The sequence below is a fragment of the Pseudomonas sp. C5pp genome (assembly GCF_000814065.1).
In the GTDB taxonomy this organism is placed as follows: domain Bacteria; phylum Pseudomonadota; class Gammaproteobacteria; order Pseudomonadales; family Pseudomonadaceae; genus Aquipseudomonas; species Aquipseudomonas asiatica.
Genome location: NZ_JWLN01000013.1, coordinates 109,682 through 135,284 on the forward strand (window position 1 = coordinate 109,682; position 25,603 = coordinate 135,284).

Below are 25,603 nucleotides of genomic sequence, written 5' to 3' on the forward strand. Positions count from 1 at the left end.
TCATGCAATCCAGGTGTACGGTTTGAGGGCTCCAGCGCATGCGAGACGCACCGCGCGGACGGCGCTCGATTTCAGCAACAGCGCAAACATCAAGCCATACCTCCGAAGCCTTCTGATGAGCCGATTAGAAATCCTGTTCGGCTCACCATGTGAGCCGAATAGCCCAATTAATCGGCTCACTGGTATCGGAAAGCAGGGTCAGGACATCTCCAACGCCTGACGCGGCTCACGGCGCTGGTACCAGGTGGCCATCAGCACCAGTATCAACAACACCCCTCCCAGCACCGCCGAAGAGCCGACCGTGCAGAAGTCCAAACCGCCCTTCTCGTGGGGCTTGGTGAGGAAGTCGCCCAAGGTGGCGCCGAACGGGCGGGTAAGCACGAACGCGACCCAGAACAACACCACGCCAGGGATGCGTGTCCAGTAGCGGGCCACCACTACCAAGGCGATGGCACTGCCGATCAACAGTGCGCATGGTGGTGCCGGCGGTGCTGGTGGAGAGGATCACCAGCCAGTACAGCATCGAGTGGTAGCGGCGCGAGTACAGCTGGCCGAGCAAGGTCAGCAGGAACACGCTGATAAGCAGCAACGAACTGAGGGCATAGCCGATGTTCAGGGTCATCGACAGCAAATCCCCCGCCGTTTCGCCAAGGGTGGTAGCGCAGATCTTCATGACCCAGAAGGCCAAGGTGATTTGCGGAAGTTTGTTCATTGTTGTGCCGCTCCGGTTTGAGGTGCGGCGATGGTGCTGAGCAGCATTTGAAAAGTCGGTTGGTGATGTATGAAAAATGCGTCCAGCAGCCTTCAATGACAGATTTTTCATCCTTAACGCCCCATTAATTCCACCGCCTCAAGCTGAAATGGCTGGCAGAACGTCGGCGCATGGGCGGACACATCCTGAGCCAGAACCGCTGCCCGAGCCACAAGATGCACGCCTATACATATCAAACAATTCGATTTTTAAGCACTACTATTTGCGCTTTTTAATCAAATTAATCGGCGTAGGATTAAACCCATAGAAACAAAACAACCTCAAAAACCCCTGGAGCAACGACCATGAAAAACAAACTGATCCTCACCCTGGCCCTCTCGGTTTTCGCTGCTGGCGCCTTCGCCGAAGATGGCTTCAACCGCACCAACGCCCACACCTTCGCAGCGACCCAGAGCCAATCCGCTGCCTACGCTGAAGATGGTTTCGACCGCACTGGCGGCCAGCGCTTCGCTGAAGATGGCTTCGACCGCACCGGTGGCCAGCGCTTCGCCGAAGACGGCTTCGACCGCACTGGTGGTCAACGCTTCGCCGAAGACGGCTTCGACCGCACTGGTGGTCAACGCTTCGCCGAAGACGGCTTCGACCGCACTGGTGGCCAGCGTTTCGCCGAAGACGGCTTCGACCGCACTGGTGGCCAGCGTTTCGCCGAAGACGGCTTCAACCGCACCAACGCCCACCGCATCAGCTGATCCCTGATGCGAGCACCCAGCCCGGCTTCGGCCGGGCTTGATCATTTGCAGGCGGGCACAGGCTTGGCACACTAGGCGCCTTGTCCACCAGGAGGTAGGGCCAGCAAGCCCAGCACAGATGTATTACTACGAACCCGCAAAAGGCCACGGCCTGCCCCACGACCCGTTCAACGCCATCGTCGGCCCCCGCCCTATCGGCTGGATCTCCTCACAGGACCGCGAAGGCCGCCTGAACCTGGCGCCCTACAGCTTCTTCAACGCCTTCAACTACATCCCGCCAATCATCGGTTTCTGCAGCGTCGGGCGCAAAGACAGCCTGAACAACATCGAGCAGACCGGCGAGTTCGTCTGGAACCTCGCCACTCGCACGTTGGCCGAGCAGATGAACCAGAGCTGCGCACCGGTTGCCGCCGAGGTAAGCGAATTCGAATTGAGCGGCCTCACCGCCACGCCATCGAGCATCGTCAATGTGCCGCGTGTCGGCGAAACCCCAGTGGCTTTCGAGTGCAAGGTCAGCCAGATTGTCCAGCTCAAGCGGGCCGACCAGGAACTGGTGCCCAGCTGGTTGATCCTGGGTGAAGTGGTGGCGGTGCACATTGCCGAGCACCTGTTGAAGAACGGTATCTACGATACCGCTGCCGCCGAGCCGATCCTGCGTGGTGGTGGCCCGGCAGACTATTTCGAGCTGGGCAACCTGTTCAAGATGGCCCGCCCACCGGCCTGATCACCAGATCAGCTCACCCTCTTCGCTGACGCCCTGCAGGCGTTGCAGCTCGGCCGTGGCCGCTTCATCGGCGGCCACAGCGCCCTGGAACACCTGGCCGTCGAGAATCTTGTGAAAGCGCGGCGCACCGCCCATGCCCAGGGCCTTGACCGCGATGGCCGCGTTGTAGCCGCCACCTTCCACCGGGACCATCGCCGAAACCGCTTCGAAATGCGGGAATTCCCTACGTGCCATATTGCTATCCGCTTCGTTGATCGGGGGCCGGCATTTTACCCTATTTGCCTGTACAGGCCCTATCGCCGGTACAGGCAACACCTCAATCAAAGGTATGCAGATCCAGGCTGCTGACCACCTGTTCTTGCACCAACTCACCAAACACTTCCAGTGTCGGCGAAGCAAAATAGCCACTCATCGCCTGCTGGTCTTGCCAGCTGCCACTGAGCAACCATAAATCGGCATCAGCCTGCGAACGCTGCACCGAAAAACTCAGGCAGCCCGGTGCCCGCAACGAGGGCTCGAGCAGGTCACGCAGGCGCGCGCCCAGCTCCGCCGAGCGCCCGCTGCTGGCACGGATGAAAGCAAGGTGGGTGACCGGTTGTGTCGGGGTCATTGCACAATCTCCTTGAAGCAGGCGGACGAAAAAGCCAGGCTGCCAAGGTTAGGGCCTCGCCCGCGCGACGCGTTAGGCCATTACTGCTCGCCAATTGCCTGATCCTGCAGCGCGGCAGGATCAGGCAATCGGCGTGCAGCTTTTGACTAGCGCCCGCCATTGCCCAAACCTATGCTGCGTCGGTCAGCAGAGGAAAGCCATCATGACCATCGCCACGTCCATCGACCCAAGCCTGGAACTGCAACGCCAGGAACTGGCCGAGCTGATCCGCCGCCACGCCGGGGAGCCTCACGGCCCGGCATCGGCCATCGATGACCTGTACCTAGTGCGCTACACCGAAAACGTGCGCTCGGTACCGACGCTGGCGCAACCCGCGCTGTGCATCCTCGCCCAGGGCAGCAAAAGCCTGTTCCTGGGTGACGAGCAGTACGCCTACGACCCGCTGCACTACATGGTGGTCTCGGTAACCTTGCCGCTTAGCGGCGTAAAGCTCGACGCCAGCCCCGAGCACCCAAGCCTTGGCCTGCGCATGGACCTGGACCCAGCCGAAATCAGCCAGCTGATCGCCGAAAGCGGGCCGATGCTGGTGCCCAACCGGCCTTCCGGTCGTGGCTTGTATGTGGAAAGAACCGATGCCGCGTTGCTCGACGCCTTGCTGCGGCTGATACGCCTGCTGGACACCCCTCGCGACATCGCGATGCTGGCGCCGCTGTTCCGCCGGGAGATTCTGTACCGTCTGCTGCGAGGGCCGCAGGGCTATCGGTTGTACGAAATTGCCTTGGCCAACAGCCAGACCCACCGGGTTTGTCAGGCCATCACCTGGCTCAACCAGAACTACCAGCGGCCTTTGCGCATCGAGGATCTGGCGCGTGAAGTCAACCTCAGCACCTCGACCTTGCACCACCGGTTCAAGGCCGTGACGTCGATGAGCCCGCTGCAGTACCAAAAGCAACTGCGCCTGCAGGAGGCGCGGCGCTTGATGCTGAATGACGGGCTCGAGGCGGCGGTGGCGGCCTACCGGGTGGGGTATGAAAGCCCGTCACAGTTCAGCCGTGAATACAGCCGGCTGTATGGCGCGCCGCCGATTCGTGATGTGGCCAGGTTGCGGGCGACTGCTGGCTGAGTTTGGCTTTGCCTGTGCCGGCCTCTTCGCGGGTAAACCCGCTCCCACAGGATTTGCACAGATACTGAAAACTGTGCACTACCTGTGGGAGCGGGTTTACCCGCGAAAGGGCCGGTACAGACAACAGCTTCACTTCAACCCAACACAGCCCTCTGCCACTGATTCTGGTCAACCTGGATCAAGGTCGGCCCCTTGCGCTCCACTGCCTGCCCCAACGCCACCTGCAGCTGCGCCACATCTGCCACCTGCTCCGCCGCCGCGCCCAGGGCCCGCGCCACACCGATGAAGTCCGGCGTATGGATATCCACCCCGACCGGCTCGATGGCCCGGTTGAGCATGTACTTCTTTATTTCCTCGTACCCCTGGTTGTTCCACAGCAGCACGATCAACGGCACCTGCGCTTCCACCGCGCTGGCCAGCTCCGGCAAGGTGAACTGCAGACCGCCATCACCAATCAGGCACACCGCAGGGGCACGCTCAGCGACCTGCTCCGCGCTGCCCAGCCAGGCGCCCATGGCAGCCGGCAATGCGTAACCCAAGGTGCCGTAGCCGGTCGAGGCGTTGAACCAACGGCGTGGCTGGTCCATGTCCAGGGTCAGGTTGCCGGTGTATACCGGCTGAGTCGAATCGCCAACCAGAATGGCATTGGGCAGGCGCTCGATAATTGCATTCAGCAAACGCGTCTGGCTCAGGATCGGCTGGTCCCAACCCGCCGCCAGTGCCTGGCGCAGCTTGGCCACACGGGCCGCGCCCCACGTGCTTTCACGCACGGGTTGCGGCAGCGCCTGCAAGGCACCGAGCAGCGCCTCGGCGGCCAGTTCGGCATCGGCCACCAGCGACAGCGTCGGCAGGTAATTGCGCACGGTCTGGTCCGGGTCGATGTCAATGCGCAACAGGCTGCCCGGGATCTCGAAGCCACCTTTGAAGGTGACGTCATAGTCGGTTTCGGCCAGTTCGGTACCGATCGCCAGCACCACATCGGCCTCGGCCACCAGCGCCCTCGTGGCAGGCAGTGACTGGGTCGAGCCAATCTGCAGCGGGTGGCTGGCCGGCAGCAGCCCCTTGGCATTGATAGTCAGCGCCACCGGCGCCTGCAGGTGTTCGGCCAGGCGCGCCAGCGCAGCGCCCGCGGCCAATGCGCCGCCCCCGGCCAGGATCAATGGCCGCCTTGCATTGGCCAGGCGCTCGGCCATCTGCGCCACGGCCTGCGGCGCTGCCCCTGCCCGGCTACTGCGCACCACGCGCCCCGGCAGCAGGTGATCGGCCGGTTCGACCAGCACGTCGAGCGGTATCTCGATATGCACCGGGCGCGGTCGGGCGCCTTCGAACACGGCGAATGCCCGAGCCAGCACCTGCGGCAGGTCATCGGCACTCATCAGGGTGTGGGAAAACGCCGCCACACCCGACACCAGCGCGGCCTGGTTGGGCAACTCATGCAGCTTGCCACGGCCACCGCCCAGCTGGTCGCGGGATTGCACGCTGGAAATCACCAGCATCGGGATCGAGTCGGCATAGGCCTGGCCCATGGCGGTGGTGATGTTGGTCATGCCCGGGCCGGTGATGATGAAGCACACCCCCGGTTTGCCGCGGGTCCGCGCATAGCCGTCGGCCATGAACCCGGCCCCCTGCTCGTGGCGCGGGGTGACATGGCGGATGGACGAGCCGGCCAGGCCGCGGTAGAGCTCCACGGTATGTACACCAGGAATGCCGAAGACATGGTCAACGCCATAGCCTTCAAGGAGTTTTACCAGTACTTCGCCGCAGGTCGCCATTGGGTTTCACCGTGAATCTTGGTTGGGTTATGCCCCTATTGGACCCAGCCACGGCTATCGCCACAATGCAAAAAAACACATACTAGCCATGTTCTGCAATCATGGCTCAGCACAATGAAACGCCTCCCGCCCCTGCCCGCCCTGCATACCTTCCTGGTCACCGCCCAGCACTGCAATTTCACCCGTGCCGGGCAGCAGTTGCATATCACCCAGGGCGCCGTCAGCCGACAGATCGCGGCCCTCGAAGAGCATCTGGGCTATGCCTTGTTCCAGCGCCAGGCCCGTGGGTTGAGCCTGACCCGTGAAGGCCAGGACTGGCTGCCAAGGGTGCAACAGGTATTTGCGCTGATTGAACAAGGGGTGCGCGAGGTGGGTGGGCGCAGCGCTACGTTACAGCTCAAGGCACCGACCTGCGTGATGCGCTGGCTGCTGCCACGCCTGATGGAATGGCAGGCGCTACGCCCGGATGTACCGGTGGAGCTGACCACCACGGTGCAACATGGAGTGGACTTTCGCCGCGAGGGTTTCGATGCGGCGGTGGTGTATGGCGATGCGCCGAACCACGGGCTGCGCGTGCGCAAGCTGTTCGATGAGCAGTTGACGCCGGTGTGCGCGCCGTCACTGCGCGAGGGGCCGGTGCCGTTGCAGCAGGTCGAGGACCTGGCGCGACACATGCTGCTGCACCCCTCGCGGAATGAGCATGACTGGCAGCTGTGGCTGCAGGCAGCCGGGGCAACGCTGGCCATTCAAGGTCCGAAGCAGCATTTCGAGACGCTGGACATGGCGATGGCCATGGCCTCGCAGGGCACCGGCGTGGCCATCGGCGACTGGTCGCTGATCGGCGATGACTTGCGCGGGGGGCGGTTGTGCATGCCGTTTGCGCTGAAGGTGATGACCGGCAAGGGGTATTACCTGGTGAGCCAGGCCAAGAGCTTGCCGGCGGGGTTGGGGGAGTTGCTGGATTGGCTGGAGGATCGGGCCAGTCTGCAAGGGCCCCTTCGCGGGTAAACCCGCTCCCACAAGTAATACACCGGCATCGAAATCGGTGCAGTACCTGTGGGAGCGGGCGTGCCCGCGAAGCAGGCGACTCAATAGCCGACAGTGAAACGCTGCCGCGAATGCGCCGGCTTTTCCAGTTCGTCGAGCATGGCAATCGCGTAATCGGCAAAGGTGATCCAGCTCTTGCCATCCGCGCCGATCAACAGATGATCCTTGCCCAGCTTGTAATGCCCGCTGCGCTCACCTTCAACGAACTCCGCCGACGGCGACAGGAAGGTCCAGTCCAGGTTCGGCTGCCGTTGCAACGCTTCCAGGAAACGCACTCCGGCAGTGGCCTCGGCCTTGTATGCCTCGGGGAAGTCCGGGCTGTCGATCACCCGATGCCCAGACGGCAGCAACAGGCTGCCGGCCCCCCCCACCACCAGCAGGCGCCTGACCCCGGCCCGTTTGACTGGCTCGATGATGGCGTGTGGCTCGATGGTCGAGAAATGCGCCGCACTCAGCACCGCATCCACACCCGCGACCGCCGCTTGCAGGGCTGCGCTGTCCTTGGCATCCAGCGCCTTGACGGTCACCCCCTCCCGCCCCTGCAACCGCGATGGGTCGCGGGCGATGGCCAGCACACTGTGGCCACGGCGCAGGGCCTCTTCCAGCAACTGGCTGCCAGCGCGGCCAGTGGCACCGATGATTGCAATCTTGCTCATGGGATACTCTCCATCAGTTGAACGGAATTACCACTTCATCTCGCCCTTGGCGACCTTGGCCCCCAGCTCCAGCGAGCTTTCATCGGCCAGGCTCGGGTAACGTCGCTTCATCGCCGCGATCAACGCACCGGCGTCTTTCGCCTTGGCGGTCTCGGCATCGAAATCACGAATGTAGTTCGCCGTGAAACGCACGGCCTGCAGCGATCGGCTGCTGTCCCCCAGGTAATGCCCGGGTATGACCGTGCGCGGCGCCAGCGCTTCGATGTGCGCCAGGGTGCCGAGCCAGTCGGCGTGGGACTTGGCCGTTTGCGTGTCGGCCATCCATACATGAATGTTCTCCGACACCACCACGCCACCGACCACCGCCTTGATCGACGGGATCCACACAAAACTGCGGTCAGGTTGCGGGCCGTCCAGGCCGACCACCTCGAGGGCCTGCCCTTCCAGCGTCAGGCGGTTGCCTTCGAGCACCTGCGGCAGCACCAGTCGCGCTGGCTTGTCCGTGCCCATCTGCGGGCCCCAGTAGGCCAGCTTGGCATCCATGGTCTGGCGGATATGGGCAACCGTGGCGGCCGACGCCAGCACCTTGGCGTCCGGGAAGGCCTGGGTCAGGGTATCCAGGCCGAAGTAGTAGTCCGGGTCGCCATGGCTGATGTAGATAGTGGTCAGCTGCTTGCCGCCTGCCCGCAGGCGCTGCACCAGCTGCTCGGCCTGCGCCTTGCCGAACTGGGCATCGACGAGGATGGCGTCGTGCTCGCCGCTGACGATCACCGAACTGACCGGGAAGATCGCCTCATGCCCGGGGTTGTAAACCTCCAGCCGCAAGGGGTCGGCAGCCAGCGCCGGGCCGGCCAGGGTCACACAGGCCAGCAGCAGGCCACGCAGAGGAGTGAAAAGAGACATCGCAAACGCCCGTCAGATGAACAATGCCCAACAGCTTAGTTGCCCAATCCGTGACAAAAAATGCGATGCTCGAACATAGTTTGTTTCTGAAACCGGGCAAATCATGGACCGTCTCAACGCCATGCGCGTTTTCGTCACCGTCGTCGACCTGGGTAGCCAGTCGGCGGCGGCGGATCATCTGCAACTGTCCCGGCCGGTGGTTTCGCGCTACCTGGCAGAGCTGGAGGACTGGGTTGGCGCACGGTTGATGCAGCGCACCACACGCAAGCTCAGCCTCACCGCCGCCGGCCAGGAAACCCTGCCCCGCTGCCGGCAATTGCTGGAACTGGCTGGCGACCTGCAGGCCGCGGTGCAGCAGCCGGATGACGCGCCCAAGGGCGCGCTGCGCATCAGCGTCAGCACCTCGTTCGGCCAGGCCCAGCTGGTGGATGCAGTGGCCGCCTACGTCCGGCGCTACCCCGGGGTGAAGGTGGAACTGCAGATGCTCGATCGCACGGTCAACCTGGTGGACGAGCGCATCGACCTGGCCATCCGCACCAGCAATGACCTGGACCCTAACCTGATCGCCCGGCGCCTGAGCGTATGCCGCTCGGCAGTGTGTGCGGCACCGGCCTACCTGCGCGAGCACGGCACGCCGCAACGGGTCGAGGAACTGAGCCGGCACAACTGCCTGACACATGCCTACTTCGGCCACAGCCTGTGGCATTTCGAGGTAGCCGGCCAGCAAGTCGCCGTGCCAGTGGCGGGGAACATCAGTGCCAACGAGGCGATGACACTGCAGAAAGCGGCGCTGGCCGGCGCAGGTATCGCCATGCTGCCGACCTACCAGGCCGCAGAGGCCCTGCGCCGGGGTGAACTGGTGCGCCTGCTGCCCGAAGCCAGGCCACGCGAGCTGAACCTGAATGCGGTGTACACCTCACGCAAGCACATGCCGGCGACCTTGCGCAGCATGCTGGATTTTCTGGTGCAGCGGTTCAAGGACGAACCGGAGTGGGATCAGGACTTGTAATGCCGCTCCTGCAGGAATGGCACTGTCACTCCTCGACGCTCATGTACTCCTTCGCCCAGCGGATGTAGTCCTCTGGCTGGGTGTAGGTGTGCGAGAGTTCGGTGGCGCTGAGGTTTTCCGACTTGTTCTGCTGGCCGCGCTGCAGCCGCAGGCAATCGTAGGTGGCCTTGATGGCGGCAAAGTAGGCCGCGTGACCATCGACGACGATGCGCACGCCCAGGCGTGCCAGGCGCTCGTCGTCACGCAGGTTCGGGTTGCCGTAGGTCACCAGCATCAGTGGCACCGTCAGGTGCTCGGCAATCTGCTCGAGTTGTTCGAAGTCCTTCACTCCCACCATGCAGATGCCGTCGGCCCCGGCCTTCTGGTAGCTCTGGGTACGCACGATGATTTCTTCGGTGGTGAGCACGCCAGCGTTGGTCCGGGCAATGATCGACAGCGACGAATCGACCCGCGCCTCCAGCGCCGCACGGATCTTGCCGACGCCCTCTTCAACCGGGATCAGGTCGGTGGACTTGCGCCCGAACTGGGCAGGTAGCAGGGTGTCCTCGATGGTCAGCGCAGCCACGCCGGCGCGCTCCAGTTCGATGACCGTGCGCATGACGTTCAGCGCGTTGCCATAGCCGTGGTCGGCGTCAGCCAGCACCGGCAGTTGTGCCACGCGACCAATACGGGTGGCCTGCTCGACGAACTCGCTGAGGGTGATCAGGGCGAAGTCCGGTGCAGCCAGTACCTGAAGCGAAGCGACGGAGCCACCGAGGATGCCGACCTCGAAGCCCAGGTCTGCGGCAATGCGTGCCGACATCGGGTCGAATACCGATGCGGTGTGATAACAGGAACCTGAAGCGAGCAGCTCGCGGAAGGCAAAACGCAGATCTTGATGGGAAGCCTTGGGCATGATCACTCCGCAAAATAAGTTGAAATTAGAACGGTAACTACCGACCCCTGTAATCGGGTCTACCTGGCCTGTTCCAACCGTCGCCATCTGGGCGGTCATGCTCGACATGCAGGCAGAGGAATAAAAGGTGTGGGAGACAGCGGCGCAAAAACCTGCGGCATAATGTTGCACCAAGCTGGTGCAAAGCCCCGATTTTCAGCCTCTGTGGCATACCAACGATATCACGCAGCCATGCAGCACTGAATGAATGCGCCAATGCCGATCTTGCATAGGGGATGCAGATAGTGGATAGGAAGCTACCTAACTCAGGTTACAATTCGGGGACTTCATGCTGGCCTCTTCGCGGGTAAACCCGCTCCCACAGGGACCGCGCCGTCCTCAGGAGCGACACCGGACCTGTGGGAGCGGGTTTACCCGCGAAGAAGGCCGCCACCGTCATACAAGGTATCCCCGTGACCGCCGCCCTGCCCCCCACCACCCTGCGCAACGTGCTCACCGCCCTGATGCTGGCGATCTTCCTCGGCGCCCTGGACCAGACCATCGTTGCCGTCTCGCTGCCGGCGATCTCGGCGCAGTTCAACGATGTCGGCCTGCTGGCCTGGGTCATCTCCGGCTACATGGTGGCGATGACCGTCGCAGTGCCGATCTACGGCAAGCTGGGCGACCTGTACGGGCGGCGCAGGATGATCCTCACCGGCATCAGCCTGTTCACCCTGGCCTCGATCGCCTGCGCCCTGGCCCAGGACATGCAGCAACTGGTGCTGGCCCGGGTACTGCAGGGCATTGGTGCCGGTGGCATGGTCTCGGTGAGCCAGGCGATCATCGGCGACTTCGTACCCCCACGGGAGCGCGGCCGCTACCAGGGATACTTCAGCAGCATGTACGCGGTGGCCAGTGTCGCCGGCCCGGTGCTGGGCGGCTGGTTGACCGAATACCTGTCATGGCGCTGGGTGTTCTGGATCAACCTGCCTCTGGGGCTGGTTGCACTGTGGGCGATCCGCCGCGCCCTCGGCGGCATGCCGGCGCAGCGCCGCGAGGCGCAGGTGGACTACCTGGGCGCCGTGTTGCTGATTCTCGGCCTGGGTAGCCTGTTGCTGGGCATTACCCTGGTCGGCCAGGGCCACGCCTGGGTCGACCCGGCCGTGCTGGCCTTGTTCGCCTGCGCCGCGCTGGGCTTGATGCTGTTCATCGCCCATGAGCGCCGCTGCCCGGAGCCGCTGCTGCCGCTCGGTCTGTTCGGCAATCGCGTGGCGGTGCTGTGCTGGGGCGTGATCTTCTTCGCAAGCTTCCAGTCGATCTCCCTGACCATGCTCATGCCGTTGCGCTACCAGGGCATCACCGGTGCCGGCGCCGACAGCGCTGCCTTGCACCTCCTGCCGCTGGTGATGGGGCTGCCCATGGGCGCCTTCACCGGCGGGCGCATGACCAGCCTGACCGGGCGCTACAAGCCGCAGATCCTGGCCGGCGCACTGCTGATGCCACTGGCCATTTTCGCCATGGCGCTGACCCCGCCGCAGTCGGTCTTGCTCAGTGCACTGTTCATGCTGCTGACCGGCATCGCTTGCGGGCTGCAGTTCCCGACCTCGCTGGTAGGCACGCAAAGCGCGGTGGACAGCAAGGACATCGGCGTGGCCACCAGCACCACCAACCTGTTCCGCTCGCTAGGTGGGGCCATGGGGGTGGCCTGCATGTCCAGCCTGCTGCTGGCGCTGCTGCACCAGGGCGGGTTCGAGTCGCTGGGTAATCCGTTGCTGGGGAGCCTGAAGGCCGGTGAAGTGAACCTGGTGACACAGGGGCGGTTGCTGGAAACGTTCCAGCATTTGCTGATGGGGAGTGCCGGGGTAGCTGTGCTGGGACTGTTTGCAGCGCTTGCATTGCCCGACCGGCAACTGCGCGGACGCTGAAGTCGGCCGCACCGTTGTGTGGGCTGCTGCCTTGCTGCAAACCTGCATCTTGTGCGATCCCTGTGGGAGCGGGTTCACCCGCGAAGAAGGCAGCGCGGTGAATGGCACCGGCTTCGCCGGTGTTCGCGGGTAAACCCGCTCCCACAGAGATCTCGGCGCGCCGGCAGAACCTGCACAGCTGAGCATTTCCGAAATGCATTAATCCCCCATTAACACAAAGGGGTAACACTCCCTCACAATCCTTAACAAAGTGTCATTTGCGCAGAGCCGGGCTCAAGCGCAGCATATCCAGCCCGGTGTCGACCCATTTTTCGACATCTTTCAACAAATCGACACTGTCAGGCAGCAACAGCCAGCGCCCGATCAGGCCATCGACATAGGCGAACATGGCCACCGCCGCGCGCTCGACATCAAGCTCGCCTGGCAACTGGCCCCGACGCACGGCATTGGCCAACGCCAGGGTGATGCCCTTGTGGCAATCCAGCACAGCAGCCTGGCGCTGCTGGCGAATTTCACACATGTCATCGGTGAACTCGCACTTGTGATGCAGGATTTCGTTGATACGCCTGGTTCGGGCATCGAGCACCAGCTCGTTGAACACTTGCAGCAACAGCTTGCGCATGCAGCCAAGCGGGTCCACTTCGTCCTCGCTTTCGCTCGCCCGCGCCAGGTGGTCATGGGTTTCATGCAGGCTGTCGAGCAACGCCTGCACCAACTCGGCCTTGTTGTTGAAGTGCCAGTAGATCGCTCCTCGCGTCACACCCGCCAGTTCGGCGATGTCGGCCAGGGTGGTTCGCGCAACCCCGCGCTTGTAGAAGGCCTTTTCCGCCGCCTCGATGATCTGGGCGCGGGTTTCCTGGGCTTCTTCTTTGGTTCGACGGACCATGGCAGTACAAACCTCATCTGCCCCGAACGCGCGGCGCGTGCGGGGAACACTCCGGGGGCACCTCTGCAGGGTGCCTCGCGGGGGAGCTAATCAAGAGCTGTGGCAGTACCCGAGTACAACCCAGCGGTATTTACAAACAACCATGAATGTAAGTATATTCCTTAGCAAGCTATTTATCCACCGGATAGCAATTTTTCCAGATCAAGACTCTTCCATTACTCTTGAGCGTCTCCCAGCTCCAGCGACCCGAGGATCCTCATGCAATTCAAGCCAGCCGTTACCGCTCTGGTTTCCGCCGTCGCCCTGGCAACCCTGCTCAGTGGCTGTAAGAAAGAAGAAGCAGCGCCAGCGGCGCAGGCTCCTCAGGTCGGCGTCGTGACCATCCAGCCCCAAGCCTTCACCCTGACCTCGGAATTGCCGGGGCGTACTACTGCCTACCGCGTCGCCGAAGTGCGCCCGCAGGTCAACGGCATCATCCTCAAGCGCCTGTTCAAGGAAGGCAGTGAGGTCAAGGAAGGCCAGCAGCTGTACCAGATCGACCCTGCCGTGTACGAAGCCAACCTGGCCAATGCCCAGGCCAACCTGCAGGCCACCCGCTCGCTGGCCGAGCGCTACAAGCAGCTGATCGACGAACAGGCTGTCTCCAAGCAGGAATACGACGACGCCAATGCCAAACGATTGCAGGCCGAGGCTTCGCTCAAAAGCGCGCAGATCGACCTGCGCTACACCAAGGTCCTGGCACCGATCAGCGGCCGTATCGGCCGTTCTTCGTTCACCGAAGGTGCACTGGTGAGCAATGGCCAGGCCAACGCCATGGCTACCATCCAGCAACTCGACCCGATCTACGTCGACGTCACCCAGTCCACCGCCGAACTCCTCAAGCTGCGCCGTGACCTGGAAAGCGGCCAGCTGCAGAAAGCCGGCGACAACGCCGCCTCGGTGCAGCTGGTGCTGGAAGACGGCAGCCTGTTCAAGCAGGAAGGCCGCCTGGAGTTCTCCGAAGTCGCGGTCGACGAGACCACCGGCTCGGTCACCCTGCGCGCCCTCTTCCCCAACCCCGATCACACCCTGCTGCCAGGCATGTTCGTGCATGCGCGGCTCAAGGCCGGGGTCAACGCCAACGCCATCCTGGCCCCGCAACAGGGCGTGACCCGCGACCTGAAAGGCGCGCCGACCGCGCTGGTGGTCAACCAGGAGAACAAGGTCGAACTGCGCCAGCTCAAGGCCAACCGTACCTTGGGCAGCGACTGGCTGATCGAGGAAGGCCTGAACCCGGGTGACCGCCTGATCACCGAAGGGCTGCAGTACGTGCGCCCGGGCGTCGAGGTCAAGGTCAGCGAAGCCACCAACGTCAAGAAGCCGGCCAGCCCTGTTCAGGCCAACGCGGCGAAAGCAGACGCCAAAGCGGAGTAAACCATGTCGAAGTTCTTTATCGATCGCCCGATCTTCGCCTGGGTGATCGCCTTGGTGATCATGCTGGTCGGCGCCTTGTCGATCCTGAAGCTGCCGATCAACCAGTACCCCAGCATCGCGCCGCCGGCCATCGCCATCGCCGTGACCTACCCGGGCGCCTCGGCGCAAACCGTGCAGGACACCGTGGTACAGGTGATCGAGCAGCAGCTCAACGGTATCGACAACCTGCGTTATGTGTCGTCGGAAAGTAACTCCGACGGCAGCATGACCATTACCGCCACCTTCGAGCAGGGCACCAACCCAGACACCGCGCAGGTGCAGGTGCAGAACAAGCTGAACCTGGCCACCCCGCTGCTGCCGCAGGAAGTGCAGCAGCAAGGTATCCGCGTCACCAAGGCAGTGAAGAACTTCCTGCTGGTGATCGGCCTGGTGTCCGAAGACGGCAGCATGACCAAGGACGACCTGGCCAACTACATCGTCTCCAACATGCAGGACCCGATCTCGCGTACCGCGGGTGTGGGTGACTTCCAGGTGTTCGGTGCGCAGTACGCCATGCGTATCTGGCTCGATCCGGCCAAGCTGAACAAGTTCCAGCTGACCCCGGTCGACGTCAAGACCGCCGTGGCCGCGCAGAACGTGCAGGTATCCTCCGGCCAGCTCGGCGGCCTGCCGGCCATGCCGGGTACCCAGCTGAACGCCACCATCATCGGCAAGACCCGCCTGCAGACTGCCGAGCAGTTCGAAAAGATCCTGCTCAAGGTCAACAGCGACGGTTCGCAGGTGCGTCTGGGTGATGTCGCCCAGGTTGGCCTCGGTGGTGAAAACTATGCCGTCAGCGCCCAGTTCAACGGCAAGCCGGCCTCCGGCCTGGCAGTTAAACTGGCTACCGGTGCCAACGCCCTGGACACCGCCAAGGCCCTGCGCCAGACCATCGCTGACCTGGAACCGTTCTTCCCGCCTGGGGTGAAAGCGGTATTCCCGTATGACACCACCCCGGTGGTCACCGAATCGATCAGTGGCGTTATCCACACCCTGATCGAAGCCGTGGTCCTGGTGTTCCTGGTGATGTACCTGTTCCTGCAGAACTTCCGCGCCACCATCATCACCACCATGACCGTACCGGTTGTGTTGCTGGGTACCTTCGGCATCCTTGCCGCTGCCGGCTTCAGCATCAACACCCTGACCATGTTCGCCATGGTCCTGGCCATCGGTTTGCTGGTGGACGACGCCATCGTCGTGGTGGAGAACGTCGAGCGGGTGATGTCCGAGGAAGGCTTGCCGCCCAAGGAAGCGACCAAGCGCTCGATGGAGCAGATCCAGGGTGCCCTGGTGGGTATCGCCCTGGTGCTGTCGGCGGTACTGCTGCCCATGGCGTTCTTCGGCGGCTCCACGGGTGTGATCTACCGGCAGTTCTCCATCACCATCGTTTCGGCCATGGGCCTGTCGGTGCTGGTGGCGCTCATCTTCACCCCGGCCCTGTGCGCCACCATGCTCAAGCCGCTGAAGAAGGGCGAGCACCATGTGGCCAAGCGCGGCTTCTTTGGCTGGTTCAACCGCAACTTCGACCGCAGCGTAACCGGCTACGAGCGCAGCGTGGGCACCATCCTGCGCAACAAGGTACCGTTCCTGCTGGCCTACGCGCTGATCGTGGTCGGCATGATCTGGCTGTTCGCCCGCATCCCTACCGCGTTCCTGCCGGAAGAAGACCAGGGCGTATTGTTCGCCCAGGTACAGACCCCGGCCGGCTCCAGTGCCGAGCGCACCCAGGTGGTGGTCGACCAGATGCGTGAGTACCTGCTCAGCGAAGAGGCCGACACCGTGGCTTCGGTTTTCACCGTCAACGGCTTCAACTTCGCCGGCCGTGGCCAGAGCTCGGGTATGGCATTCATCATGCTCAAGCCGTGGGATGAACGCTCCAAGGAAAACAGCGTGTTCGCCCTTGCCCAGCGCGCCCAGCAACACTTCTTCACCTTCCGCGATGCGATGGTGTTCGCCTTTGCCCCGCCTGCGGTGCTCGAACTGGGTAACGCCACCGGCTTCGACGTGTTCCTGCAGGACCGCGGCGGTGTCGGCCATGCCAAGCTGATGGAAGCGCGCAACCAGTTCTTGGCCAAGGCCGCGCAGAGCAAGATCCTCAGCGCCGTGCGCCCGAACGGCCTGAACGACGAGCCGCAGTACCAGCTGACCATCGATGACGAGCGTGCCAGCGCCCTGGGCGTGACCATCGCCGACATCAACAACACCCTGTCGATTGCCCTGGGTGCCAGCTACGTCAACGACTTCATCGACCGTGGCCGGGTCAAGAAGGTGTACATCCAGGGCGAGCCGAACGCGCGGATGAGCCCGGAAGACCTGCAGAAGTGGTACGTGCGCAATGGCGCCGGCGAAATGGTGCCGTTCTCCTCCTTCGCCAAGGGCGAATGGACCTACGGTTCGCCGAAGCTGTCGCGTTACAACGGCGTCGAGGCAATGGAAATCCTCGGTGCGCCGGCCCCGGGCTACAGTACCGGTGAAGCCATGGCCGAGGTCGAGCGCATTGCTGGCGAACTGCCAAGCGGCATCGGCTTCTCCTGGACCGGCATGTCCTACGAGGAAAAACTCTCCGGTTCGCAGATGCCGGCACTGTTCGCCCTCTCGGTACTGTTCGTGTTCCTGTGCCTGGCAGCCCTGTACGAAAGCTGGTCGATCCCGATCGCCGTGGTACTGGTAGTACCGCTGGGTATCATCGGTGCCCTGATCGCCACCAGCATGCGTGGGTTGTCCAACGACGTGTACTTCCTGGTCGGCCTGTTGACCACCATCGGCCTGGCGGCGAAAAACGCCATTCTGATCGTCGAGTTCGCCAAGGAACTGCACGAACAAGGCCGCAGCCTGTACGACGCGGCGATCGAGGCGTGCCGCATGCGTCTGCGCCCGATCATCATGACCTCGCTGGCGTTCATCCTCGGCGTGGTACCGTTGACTATCGCCAGCGGCGCCGGCGCCGGCAGCCAGCACGCCATCGGTACTGGCGTGATCGGCGGCATGATCAGTGCGACCGTGCTGGCTATCTTCTGGGTACCACTGTTCTTCGTCGCAGTGTCGTCACTGTTCGGCAGCAAAGAGCCGGAAAAAGACGTCACCCCTGAAACTCCACGTTATGAGGCTGGGCAATGACCAAGTCTTTGTTGTCCCTGGCAGTAACCGCTTTCATTCTTGGCGGCTGCTCGCTGATCCCTGACTACCAGACCCCGGAATCGCCGGTGGCTGCGCAGTGGCCGCAAGGCCCGGCTTACTCGCCGACGCAGTCGGCGGAGGTTGCCGCCGCCGAACAGGGCTGGCGTCAGTTCTTCCACGACCCGGCCTTGCAGCAGCTGATCCAGACCGCGCTGGTGAACAACCGCGACCTGCGCGTTGCCGCGTTGAACATCGACGCCTACCGTGCGCAGTACCGCATCCAGCGTGCCGACCTGTTCCCTGCGGTTTCGGCCAACGGTAGCGGCAGCCGCCAGCGCGTACCGGCGAACATGTCGCAGACGGGCGAGGCAGGCATCACCAGCCAGTACTCGGCCACCCTGGGCGTCAGCGCCTATGAGCTGGACCTGTTCGGCCGCGTGCGCAGCCTGACCGAGCAGGCCCTGGAAACCTACCTGTCCAGCGAGCAGGCGCGTCGCTCCACGCAGATCAGCCTGGTGGCCAGCGTGGCCAACGCCTACTACACCTGGCAGGCCGACCAGGCGCTGTTCAAGCTGACCGAAGAAACGCTGAAGACCTACGAGGAAAGCTACAACCTCACCCGTCGCAGCAACGAAGTCGGCGTAGCCTCGGCACTCGACGTCAGCCAGGCGCGTACCGCCGTGGAAGGCGCCCGGGTCAAGTACTCGCAGTACCAGCGCCTGGTCGCCCAGGACGTCAACAGCCTGACCGTGCTGCTGGGCACCGGCATTCCCGCCGACCTGGCCAAGCCGCTGGAGCTCAATGCCGACCAACTGGCCGAAGTACCGGCCGGCCTGCCGTCGGACATCCTCCAGCGTCGCCCGGACATCCAGGAAGCCGAGCACCTGCTCAAGGCCGCCAATGCCAACATTGGCGCGGCCCGCGCAGCGTTCTTCCCGAGCATCAGCCTGACCGCCAATGCCGGCAGCCTGAGCCCCGACATGGGCCACCTGTTCTCGGGCGGCCAGGGCACCTGGCTGTTCCAGCCGCAGATCAACCTGCCGATCTTCAACGCCGGCAGCCTGAAGGCCAGCCTGGACTACTCGAAGATCCAGAAGGACATCAACGTCGCCAAGTACGAAAAGACCATCCAGACCGCGTTCCAGGAAGTCTCCGATGGCCTGGCGGCGCGCAAGACCTTCGAAGAGCAACTGCAGGCGCAACGTGACCTGGTGCAGGCGAACCAGGACTACTACCGCCTGGCTGAGCGCCGCTATCGCATCGGTATAGACAGCAACCTGACCTTCCTCGACGCCCAGCGCAACCTGTTCAGCGCCCAGCAGGCACTGATCGGTGACCGCTTGTCGCAGCTGACCAGCGAGGTCAACCTGTACAAGGCACTTGGCGGTGGCTGGTACGAGCAGACCGGGCAGGCCAACAACCAGCAGGCAGCGGTGGAAGCACCGAAAGGCTGATCAGCCCTGTGATAGCAAAGAGCCCACCTGTAGCGGTGGGCTTTTTGTTTGTCAGTTGCCTGTGCAGGCCTCTTCGCGGGTGAACCCGCTCCCACAATGTTTTGCATGAATGCTGAAGGCTGTGCAGTACCTGTGGGAGCGGGTTTACCCGCGAAGAGGCCAGTGCAGGAGAACAATTAACCAACCAGAACATTCCGTTCGATTATCGCCCGTTTCCGTTTGTGGCGAATTGCCTCACCCCAGCCCTACCCCGCACCATCCTCCCCACGCAACGTTGCCCCGGTTCATCCCAAAAGACCCGCACCTGCAGGCCGCATCCTGCAGCGTACCGGCTCGCCCATAAAAACAAGAGATCCACGACAGATGAGCACTTTGCAACCCGCACGCCAGCTGCTTCCCGGCCTGTTGGCCATGTCCTGCGCACTCCCCGTATTCGCCGCCGACCAAGGTGGTTTCCTGGAGGACGCCAAGGCCACCCTCAACCTGCGCAACTTCTACATCAACCGCAACTTCGTCGACCCGGCCCACCCGCAGGCCAAGGCCGAAGAGTGGACGCAGAGCTTCATCCTCGACGCCCGCTCCGGCTTTACCCAGGGCACCGTCGGTTTCGGCGTGGACGTACTGGGCCTATATTCGGTCAAGCTCGATGGCGGCAAAGGCACCACCAATACCCACCTGCTGCCGGTGCACGACGATGGCCGCCCCGCCGATGACTTCGGCCGCCTGGGCGTGGCACTGAAAGCCAAGCTGTCCGAAACCGAGCTGAAAGTGGGCGAGTGGATGCCGGTACTGCCGATCCTGCGCTCGGACGATGGCCGCTCGCTGCCGCAGACCTTCCGCGGCGGCCAGCTGACCTCGAAGGAAATCGCCGGCCTGACCCTGTACGCCGGCCAGTTCCGCGGCAACAGCCCGCGCAACGACGCCAGCATGGAAGACATGTCGATGAACGGCAAGGCAGCGTTCACCTCCGACCGTTTCAACTTTGGCGGCGGCGAATACACCTTCAACGACAAGCGCACCATGATCGGCCTGTGGAATGCCCAGCTCAAGGATATCTACCGCCAGCAGTACCTCAACCTGGTGCACAGCCAACCCCTGGGCGACTGGACCCTGGGCGCCAACCTGGGCTACTTCATCGGCAAGGAAGACGGCGCCGAACGCGCTGGCGAACTGGACAACCGCACCGCCTCGGCCATGCTCTCGGCACGCTATCAGGGCCACACCTTCTACGTCGGCCTGCAGAAAGTCAGCGGCGACGACGCCTGGATGCGGGTGAACGGCACCAGTGGCGGCACCCTGGCAAACGACAGCTACAACTCCAGCTTCGACAACGCCAAGGAGCGCTCCTGGCAGGTGCGCCATGACTTCAACTTCGCCACCGTCGGCGTGCCAGGCCTGACCCTGATGAACCGCTACATCAAGGGTGACAACGTGACCGCAGGCGGTGTGGACGATGGCAAGGAATGGGCGCGGGAAACCGAGTTGGCCTATGTGGTGCAGTCGGGCAGCTTCAAGGACCTGTCGGTGAAGTGGCGCAACTCCACCATGCGCCGGGACTTCAGCACCAACTCGTTCGATGAGAACCGGTTGATCGTGAGTTACCCGCTGAATCTGCTTTGAATTCTTCGCGGGCACGCCCGCTCCCACAAGGACCACACCAGCCTTGAAACCTGTGCGGTCCCTGTGGGAGCGGGCGTGCCCGCGAAGAGGCCATGGGCATCACCCAACCCGCCTTCAGCCGTGCCATCCAGAGCCTGGAGCACAGCTTCGGCTGCCCACTGGTCGACCGCGCCAGCAAAGCCCAGCCGCCCACCCCAGAAGGCCTGGTGGTGCTGCAACATGCCCGGCGGCTGGATATACCAGTGCGGGCTGCTGCCATTCGCTGAGCTGATGATGGTGGCAGGGGCGGGCTATCCTGAGCTATATCGGTCGCCTGTACCGGCCCTTTCGCGGGTAAACCCGCTCCCACAGGTCCAGCGCAGCCCTCAGGAGTTGTGGTGACCCTGTGGGAGCGGGTTTACCCGCGAAGAGGCCGGAACAGGCAATACACCTCGATCAGGCAACCAGGGAGGCACAACAATGAAAACCCTCGTCGACCACCTGAGCCAATACGCCAGCTACCACCGCGACCCACGCAACATCGCCACCCACTTCGTCGGCATCCCGATGATCGTGCTGGCGGTCACTATCCTGCTGTCGCGCCCTGGCTGGGAGGTAGCCGGCATGTGGCTGTCCCCTGCCCTGCCGGCGGCGGCGGCCTCGGTCTGGTTCTACCTGCGCCTGGATCTGCGCTTCGGCCTGGTGATGGGGTTGTTGCTTGGGCTATGCCTGTGGGTCGGCCAGGTGCTGGCGATGCAGACGACAGCGCTGTGGCTCGGCACCGGGCTGGGGGCGTTCGTGGTGGGCTGGATCATCCAGTTCGTCGGCCATTACTACGAAGGCCGCAAACCGGCGTTTGTAGACGATGTCAGCGGATTGATCATCGGGCCGTTGTTCGTGGTGGCAGAAGCGGCATTCATGCTCGGCCTGTGCCCGGCCCTGAAACGCGCCGTCGAGGCCAACGCCGGGCCCGTGGTGGCGCGCTCTATGTAGGAGCGGCCTTGTGTCGCGATAGGGCTGCGAAGCGGCCCCGGCAATATTGGCTGCGAAGCTGAAGCCTAGGGGCCGCTGCGCGGCCCATCGCGACGCAAGGCCGCTCCTACAAGGGACCGCGTAGTGGTCAGGTACGCGACTCCACACCCAGCTCATCCCACACCGACTCAGCCATGTGGAAGGTGGCATTGGCCGCCGGAATGCCGCAATAGATCGCGCTCTGCATCAGCACTTCCTTGATCTCGTCGCGGGTCACGCCGTTGTTGGCCGCCGCGCGCAGGTGCAGCTTCAGCTCGTCGTTGCGGTTCATGCCAATCAGCATGGCGATGGTGATCAGGCTACGGGTATGGCGCGGCAGGCCAGGGCGAGTCCAGATGTCACCCCAGGCGTGGCGGGTGATCATCTCCTGGAACTCGCCGTTGAAGTCGTTGAGCTTCTCCAGGCTGCGGTCCACGTGGGCATCGCCAAGCACTGCGCGGCGTACTTGCATGCCGGCGTCGTAACGTTGTTTCTCGTCCATGGCGGTATCCTCAGTGAGCCAGCAGGAAGTCGAGCACGCGGCGGCTGAACGCCTCGCCGATCTCGACGTTGGACAGGTGCGCCGCCGGGAAGTCGACGTACTCGGCACCCGCGATACCGGCCTGCATGAAGCGGCCGTGCTCCGGAGTGGTCACCACGTCCTCGGTACCGGCAACGATCAGCGCCGGCACCTGTATACGGCCCAGTTGCTCGCGGTAATCGGCATCACGCACCGCCGCGCAGTTGCCGGCATAACCTTGCGGGCTGGTTTGCGCCAGCATCTGGCAGATGCGCTGGGCCTGCGCTGGCTGGGCCTGGGCGAAGCCCGGGGTGAACCAGCGGGCGATGGAGGCATCGCGTAGGTCGACCATGGCCTGCTGGCCGCCCTTGAGCACGGTGTCGATACGTGTGTTCCACACCTCGTCGTTGGCGATCTTGGCGGCGGTATTGCACAGGGTCAGGCTGTGCAGGCGCTCGCCTGCGTTGATGCCCAGCCACTGGCCGATCAAGCCGCCCATCGACAGGCCGACGAAGTGCGCCTTGGCGATATCCAGGCCATCGAGCAGGGCCAGCACGTCACGGCCCAGCTGATCGATGCTGTAGGGGCCTTCAGTGACCAACGACCCACCGTGGCCACGGGTGTCGTAGCGCAGCACACGCAAGTGCTGGCTCCACAGTGGAATCTGCGTGTCCCACATGCCCAGGTCGGTGCCCAGCGAGTTGGACAGGACCAGCACCGGAGCGTTTTCCGGGCCATCGATCTGGTAATTCAAAACGCCATCGGCCAGTTGCAAGTGCGCCACAGCGGTCTCCTTCAGGCAGTGAAGCGTTGATGTTCGGACACGGCGCGCGCCACCCAGACGCGGGCCTGGCCCAGGTAATGGGCAGGGTCGAGCAAGCGATCGAGTTCTTCGGCGGACAGTTCGGCACTGACCTGCGGTTCTTCACCCAGCACGGTGCGCAGGTGGCGCTGTTCGGCCACAGCGCGCTGGCAGCACTGCTCCAGCAGGTGATGGGCGTGGTCGCGGCCCAGGCGCTGGGCGAGGACGATGCTCACCGCTTCGGCCAGCACCAGGCCCTGGGTCAGGTCGAGGTTACGGCGCATGCGCGCGGCATCCACTTCCATGCCCTCGGCAATCACCTGGGCCTGGCGCAGCGCACCAGAGACCAGGCAGCAGATGTCCGGCAGGGTTTCCCATTCGGCATGCCACAGGCCGAGGCTGCGCTCATGCTCCTGGGGCATGGCGGCGAGCAGCGTAGAGACCAGCCCCGGCACGCGGGTCGCGGCGCCGATCAGCACCGCGGCGCCGACAGGGTTGCGCTTGTGCGGCATGGTCGAAGACCCACCCTTGCCCGGCGCGGAAGGCTCGAACAGTTCGCCCGCCTCGGTCTGCATCAGCAAGCTGACATCGCGGCCGAACTTGCCCAGGCTACCAGCGACCAGGCCCAGCACCGAGGCAAACTCCACCAGGCGGTCGCGCTGGGTGTGCCAAGGCTGCTCGGGCAGGGTCAACTTGAGCTGCTCGGCCAGGGCTTCGGCCACCGGCATCGCCTTGCTGCCCAAAGCCGCCAGGCTGCCCGAGGCGCCGCCGAACTGCAGCACCAGCAAGCGTGGGCGCAGCTCCTGCAAGCGCTGGCGATGACGGGTCAAGGCGCCCAGCACACCGGCCAGTTTCATGCCAAGGGTCACCGGGGTGGCGTGCTGCAGCCAGGTGCGCCCCACCAGCGGCGTGTCGGCGTGCTGCAAGGCCTGACGGGACAGGGTATCGGCCAGCTTGCCGAGGTCGGCTTCGATCAGGTCGAGGGCAGCACGCAGCTGCAGGACCAGGCCAGTGTCCATCGCGTCCTGGCTGGTGGCGCCAAGGTGCACATAGCGCTCGGCTTCGGGCACGCCACTGGCAATCACCTTGCCCAACGCCTTCACCAGCGGGATCGCCGAGTTGCCAGCAGTGGCGATGGCATTGGCCAGCGCGCCAACGTCATAGCGCTCGGCGTGGCACGCCGCCTCGATGGCCGCTACAGCGCTATGCGGGACCAGCCCGGCAGCAGCCTCGGCCCGCGCCAGCGCCGCCTCGAAATCGAGCATGCCCTGCAGGCGGCCACGGTCGGAGAAGATCTCGCGCATGGCCGGTGCGGTGAAGTAGGCGTCGAACAGTTGGTTGGTCATGCCACGTCCTTAATTATCGTGGTGCAGGTACGCGGCCTGCTTCGGCAGGCGCAGGCTGAACAGGAAGGCAATCGCCATCATCGCCGTCACGTACCAGTAGAAAGTGTTTTCCATGCCCAAGGTCTTCAGGCCCAGGGCCACGTACTCGGCCGAACCGCCGAACGCCGCGTTTGCCACCGCATAGGCCAGGCCCACACCCAGTGCGCGCACCTGCGGCGGGAACATCTCGGCCTTCACCAGGCCGCTGATCGAGGTGTAGAAACTGACGATACACAACGCCAGGGAAATCAGCACGAAGGCCATGAAAGGGCTGCTCACGGTCTTCAGCGCCATCAGCAACGGCACGGTGAACAGCGTACCCAGGGCACCGAACAGCATCATCGAGTTACGCCGGCCGATGCGGTCGGAGAGCATGCCGAAGAACGGCTGCAGCACCATGAACAGGAACAGCGCGCCGGTCATCACGTAGCTGGCGTTTTTTGCGGTCATGCCAGCGGTGTTGACCAGGTACTTCTGCATGTAGGTGGTGAAGGTGTAGAAGATCAGCGAACCGCCCGCGGTATAGCCGAGCACGGTGATGAAGGCCGCCGCGTGGTCGCGGAACAGGCCCTTGATGGTGCCTGCATCCTTGTCCTGGCGGGTTTCGGCGCTGCTGGTCTCATGCAGCGAGCGGCGCAGCATCAGCGAGATCAGTGCGGCAATGGCACCAACCACGAACGGAATGCGCCAGCCCCAGGCGCGCAACTCTTCTTCGGTGAGCAGCTGCTGCAGGATCACCACCACCAGCACCGCCAGCAACTGGCCGCCGATCAGGGTCACGTACTGGAACGAGGCGAAGAAACCGCGCTGGCCGCGCAGGGCTACTTCACTCATGTAAGTGGCAGTGGTGCCGTACTCGCCGCCTACCGACAGGCCCTGGATCAACCGGGCCAGCAATAGCAGCGCCGGGGCCCAGGTGCCGATGCTGGCATAGGTAGGCAGGCAGGCGATCATCAGGGAGCCGAAGCACATCATCAGCACCGAGATCATCAGGGAATTCTTGCGACCATGGCGGTCAGCGAGGCGGCCGAAGATCCAGCCACCGATGGGGCGCATCAGAAAGCCCGCGGCGAACACGCCTGCCGTGTTCAACAACTGCACGGTGGGGTCGTCGGAGGGGAAGAAAGCCGGGGCAAAGTAGATCGCGCAGAAGGCATAGACGTAGAAGTCGAACCATTCCACCAGGTTGCCCGAAGAGGCACCAACGATAGCGAAGATGCGTTTGCTGCGTTCTTCGCCGGTGTAATAGGTTGAGGTCATGGTGAGTTTACTC

22 protein-coding genes and 2 pseudogenes are annotated in these 25,603 nt (G+C 63.6%); 12 read left to right on the forward strand and 12 right to left on the reverse strand.

Going from position 1 to position 25,603, the window contains the following annotated elements:
- Positions 1 to 198: 198 nt before the first annotated feature.
- Positions 199 to 712, reverse strand: a pseudogene (locus RR51_RS13075) (hypothetical protein).
- A 344-nt stretch (positions 713 to 1,056) separates the two neighbouring features.
- Between RR51_RS13075 and RR51_RS13080 the strand changes: the two are divergent.
- Positions 1,057 to 1,461, forward strand: a complete 405-nt coding sequence (locus tag RR51_RS13080) for a hypothetical protein (protein WP_003258434.1) — start codon at positions 1,057 to 1,059, stop codon at positions 1,459 to 1,461.
- 118 nt (positions 1,462 to 1,579) lie between these two features.
- On the forward strand, positions 1,580 to 2,185 hold the full coding sequence (locus RR51_RS13085) for a flavin reductase family protein (protein ID WP_013974025.1): 606 nt from the start codon (positions 1,580 to 1,582) through the stop codon (positions 2,183 to 2,185).
- Here the strand turns inward: RR51_RS13085 and RR51_RS13090 are convergent, their stop codons facing one another.
- Both RR51_RS13090 and RR51_RS13095 read right to left on the reverse strand, forming a co-directional pair.
- Positions 2,186 to 2,419, reverse strand: a complete 234-nt coding sequence (locus RR51_RS13090; protein ID WP_039613762.1) for a hypothetical protein — start codon at positions 2,417 to 2,419, stop codon at positions 2,186 to 2,188.
- Positions 2,420 to 2,501: 82 nt separating this feature from the next.
- Positions 2,502 to 2,795 carry a putative quinol monooxygenase gene (locus RR51_RS13095; RefSeq protein WP_003258431.1) on the reverse strand — a complete coding sequence of 98 codons (294 nt, stop codon included), beginning with the start codon at positions 2,793 to 2,795 and terminating at the stop codon, positions 2,502 to 2,504.
- Positions 2,796 to 2,997: 202 nt separating this feature from the next.
- On the opposite strand from RR51_RS13095, the gene RR51_RS13100 reads away from it, so the two are divergent.
- Positions 2,998 to 3,918, forward strand: a complete 921-nt coding sequence (locus RR51_RS13100; protein ID WP_003258430.1) for an AraC family transcriptional regulator — start codon at positions 2,998 to 3,000, stop codon at positions 3,916 to 3,918.
- 134 nt (positions 3,919 to 4,052) lie between these two features.
- Here the strand turns inward: RR51_RS13100 and RR51_RS13105 are convergent, their stop codons facing one another.
- Positions 4,053 to 5,690: a 5-guanidino-2-oxopentanoate decarboxylase gene (locus RR51_RS13105; protein ID WP_039613763.1), complete on the reverse strand. Its 1,638-nt coding sequence runs from the start codon at positions 5,688 to 5,690 to the stop codon at positions 4,053 to 4,055.
- A gap of 114 nt (positions 5,691 to 5,804) precedes the next feature.
- On the opposite strand from RR51_RS13105, the gene RR51_RS13110 reads away from it, so the two are divergent.
- Positions 5,805 to 6,698, forward strand: a complete 894-nt coding sequence (locus RR51_RS13110; protein WP_039613764.1) for a LysR substrate-binding domain-containing protein — start codon at positions 5,805 to 5,807, stop codon at positions 6,696 to 6,698.
- Positions 6,699 to 6,778: 80 nt separating this feature from the next.
- Here RR51_RS13110 and RR51_RS13115 read toward each other — a convergent pair whose 3' ends face one another.
- Positions 6,779 to 7,393 carry an NAD(P)-dependent oxidoreductase gene (locus tag RR51_RS13115; RefSeq protein ID WP_039613765.1) on the reverse strand — a complete coding sequence of 205 codons (615 nt, stop codon included), beginning with the start codon at positions 7,391 to 7,393 and terminating at the stop codon, positions 6,779 to 6,781.
- A 27-nt stretch (positions 7,394 to 7,420) separates the two neighbouring features.
- Positions 7,421 to 8,296: an MBL fold metallo-hydrolase gene (locus RR51_RS13120; RefSeq protein ID WP_039613766.1), complete on the reverse strand. Its 876-nt coding sequence runs from the start codon at positions 8,294 to 8,296 to the stop codon at positions 7,421 to 7,423.
- 103 nt (positions 8,297 to 8,399) lie between these two features.
- Between RR51_RS13120 and RR51_RS13125 the strand changes: the two genes are divergently transcribed.
- The gene (locus tag RR51_RS13125; RefSeq protein WP_025340479.1) at positions 8,400 to 9,305 is read left to right on the forward strand and encodes a LysR family transcriptional regulator; all 906 of its coding nucleotides are present in this window, start codon (positions 8,400 to 8,402) and stop codon (positions 9,303 to 9,305) included.
- Positions 9,306 to 9,330: 25 nt separating this feature from the next.
- On the opposite strand, the gene RR51_RS13130 is transcribed toward RR51_RS13125, so the two are convergent.
- Complete coding sequence (locus tag RR51_RS13130; protein ID WP_003259571.1) at positions 9,331 to 10,200, reverse strand: isocitrate lyase/PEP mutase family protein; 870 nt, start codon at positions 10,198 to 10,200, stop codon at positions 9,331 to 9,333.
- 452 nt (positions 10,201 to 10,652) lie between these two features.
- Between RR51_RS13130 and RR51_RS13135 the strand changes: the two genes are divergently transcribed.
- Positions 10,653 to 12,104, forward strand: coding sequence for an MDR family MFS transporter (locus RR51_RS13135; protein ID WP_039613767.1), 1,452 nt, complete (start codon positions 10,653 to 10,655; stop codon positions 12,102 to 12,104).
- A 253-nt stretch (positions 12,105 to 12,357) separates the two neighbouring features.
- Here the strand turns inward: RR51_RS13135 and ttgR are convergent, their stop codons facing one another.
- The gene (gene ttgR / locus RR51_RS13140; RefSeq protein WP_013974034.1) at positions 12,358 to 12,990 is read right to left on the reverse strand and encodes an efflux transport transcriptional regulator TtgR; all 633 of its coding nucleotides are present in this window, start codon (positions 12,988 to 12,990) and stop codon (positions 12,358 to 12,360) included.
- A gap of 258 nt (positions 12,991 to 13,248) precedes the next feature.
- Here ttgR and ttgA point away from each other — a divergent pair, with 258 nt between their 5' ends.
- The 6 genes and pseudogenes from ttgA (at position 13,249) to RR51_RS13165 (ending at position 21,605) form a co-directional block, all read left to right on the forward strand.
- A complete protein-coding gene (gene ttgA, locus RR51_RS13145; RefSeq protein WP_013974035.1) occupies positions 13,249 to 14,403 on the forward strand; it encodes a toluene efflux RND transporter periplasmic adaptor subunit TtgA in 1,155 nt (384 codons plus the stop codon).
- A 3-nt stretch (positions 14,404 to 14,406) separates the two neighbouring features.
- Positions 14,407 to 17,559, forward strand: a complete 3,153-nt coding sequence (gene ttgB, locus RR51_RS13150; RefSeq protein WP_013974036.1) for a multidrug efflux RND transporter permease subunit TtgB — start codon at positions 14,407 to 14,409, stop codon at positions 17,557 to 17,559.
- Positions 17,556 to 19,013 (forward strand): AdeC/AdeK/OprM family multidrug efflux complex outer membrane factor, encoded by a 1,458-nt coding sequence (locus tag RR51_RS13155; RefSeq protein WP_039613768.1) that lies wholly within the window; start codon positions 17,556 to 17,558, stop codon positions 19,011 to 19,013. The genes ttgB and RR51_RS13155 overlap by 4 nt, the downstream gene beginning before the upstream one ends.
- 363 nt (positions 19,014 to 19,376) lie before the next feature.
- Positions 19,377 to 20,633 (forward strand): OprD family porin, encoded by a 1,257-nt coding sequence (locus RR51_RS13160; RefSeq protein WP_024087690.1) that lies wholly within the window; start codon positions 19,377 to 19,379, stop codon positions 20,631 to 20,633.
- 86 nt (positions 20,634 to 20,719) lie between these two features.
- Positions 20,720 to 20,866: pseudogene (locus RR51_RS29205) on the forward strand (LysR family transcriptional regulator); the annotation flags it as partial.
- A gap of 226 nt (positions 20,867 to 21,092) precedes the next feature.
- Positions 21,093 to 21,605 (forward strand): Mpo1 family 2-hydroxy fatty acid dioxygenase, encoded by a 513-nt coding sequence (locus RR51_RS13165; protein ID WP_013974039.1) that lies wholly within the window; start codon positions 21,093 to 21,095, stop codon positions 21,603 to 21,605.
- A 127-nt stretch (positions 21,606 to 21,732) separates the two neighbouring features.
- Here the strand turns inward: RR51_RS13165 and pcaC are convergent, their stop codons facing one another.
- From pcaC to RR51_RS13185, 4 genes are read right to left on the reverse strand one after another with little or no spacing between them, the layout of a single operon-like run.
- Positions 21,733 to 22,125 (reverse strand): 4-carboxymuconolactone decarboxylase, encoded by a 393-nt coding sequence (gene pcaC, locus RR51_RS13170; RefSeq protein WP_013974040.1) that lies wholly within the window; start codon positions 22,123 to 22,125, stop codon positions 21,733 to 21,735.
- 10 nt (positions 22,126 to 22,135) lie between these two features.
- Positions 22,136 to 22,927 (reverse strand): 3-oxoadipate enol-lactonase, encoded by a 792-nt coding sequence (gene pcaD / locus RR51_RS13175; RefSeq protein ID WP_039613769.1) that lies wholly within the window; start codon positions 22,925 to 22,927, stop codon positions 22,136 to 22,138.
- An 11-nt stretch (positions 22,928 to 22,938) separates the two neighbouring features.
- Positions 22,939 to 24,291 carry a 3-carboxy-cis,cis-muconate cycloisomerase gene (locus RR51_RS13180; protein ID WP_039613770.1) on the reverse strand — a complete coding sequence of 451 codons (1,353 nt, stop codon included), beginning with the start codon at positions 24,289 to 24,291 and terminating at the stop codon, positions 22,939 to 22,941.
- A gap of 9 nt (positions 24,292 to 24,300) precedes the next feature.
- Positions 24,301 to 25,590 carry an MFS family transporter gene (locus RR51_RS13185; protein WP_013974043.1) on the reverse strand — a complete coding sequence of 430 codons (1,290 nt, stop codon included), beginning with the start codon at positions 25,588 to 25,590 and terminating at the stop codon, positions 24,301 to 24,303.
- Positions 25,591 to 25,603 lie beyond the last annotated feature (13 nt).